Raw genomic sequence first — 1,018 nt, 5'->3', positions numbered from 1 at the left:
GCGGCTGTAAAGATGGCGCTTTCCAGCCAGTGGACCGCCATGCCCAACAGCCAGCCCCCCCCCGCCAGCCTGACCGGCAGCCTGATCCGCGAACGGCGCCTCGCGCTGGGGTTGCGGCAGGGCGATGTGGCGCAGGCGGCGGGGATCTCGGCAAGCTATCTGAACCTGATCGAACACAACCGCCGCCGCGTGGGCACCGAGGTGCTGGCGCGGCTGGCGTCGGTGCTGGGCACCGAAACCGCGATCCTGTCCGAAGGGGCGGGGGGCGCGTTGATCGATGATCTGCGCGCCGCTGCCGCCACCACCCCGATGGTGCAGCCGGAACTGGACCGGATCGAGGATTTTGCCGGACGCTTTCCCGGCTGGGCGGCGGTGCTGGCCGCACAACACCACCGGGCGGCACAGCTGGAACGCGCGGTCGGCGCGCTGAATGACCGGCTGACCCATGACCCGCATCTGTCGGCGTCGTTGCATGAGGTGCTGTCGGCGTTGGCCTCTGTCCGGTCCACGGCCGCCATTCTGGCCGATACCGATGACATCGACCCCGAATGGCGCACCCGGTTTCACCGCAACCTGCATCAGGACAGCGAACGGCTGGCCACCGGGGCCGAGGCGCTGGTGGCCTATCTCGACGGGCCGGATACGGCGGTGGATGCCGGTCTGGCCGCCCCGCAGGAAGAGGTGGAAACCTGGCTGGCCGCGCGCGGCTGGCAGTTGACAGAACTGGCGCAGCCCGGCGGGGCGGACAGGCTGCTGGAGGAGGTGGGCGGGCTGGCGTCTGCCGCTGCGCGCTCGCTGGGGGCAGCGTTCCTGCGGCAGGCCGAGGCGGATTTCCGGCTTTTGCCGGATGCGGTGTTGCAGGCGGCACTGGAGGGCGGCGAGGATGACCCCTGCCTGCTGGCGCAGCGCAGCGGCTTGCCCGTGCTGGCGGTGATGCGGCGGATGGCGCTGCTGCCGGGGTCGCAGGCGGGATTGGTGATCTGCGATGCGTCGGGCACCTTGCTGTTCCGCAAGCCGG

Annotated in this window: 1 protein-coding gene; it reads left to right on the top strand. The window is 70.8% G+C overall.

Annotated features, from left to right (window positions below; genetic code table 11):
• Positions 1-12: 12 nt before the first annotated feature.
• Positions 13-1,018: helix-turn-helix domain-containing protein (locus Q8S40_RS06215; RefSeq protein WP_305669692.1), on the top strand; the 1,006-nt coding region annotated here is incomplete at its 3' end.

The sequence above is a fragment of the Falsiroseomonas sp. genome, assembly GCF_030695085.1.
Taxonomy (GTDB): Bacteria; Pseudomonadota; Alphaproteobacteria; order Acetobacterales; family Acetobacteraceae; genus Falsiroseomonas.
The sequence above is the reverse complement of the archived record's forward strand: the minus strand, read 5'-3'. Positions and strand labels throughout refer to the sequence as shown.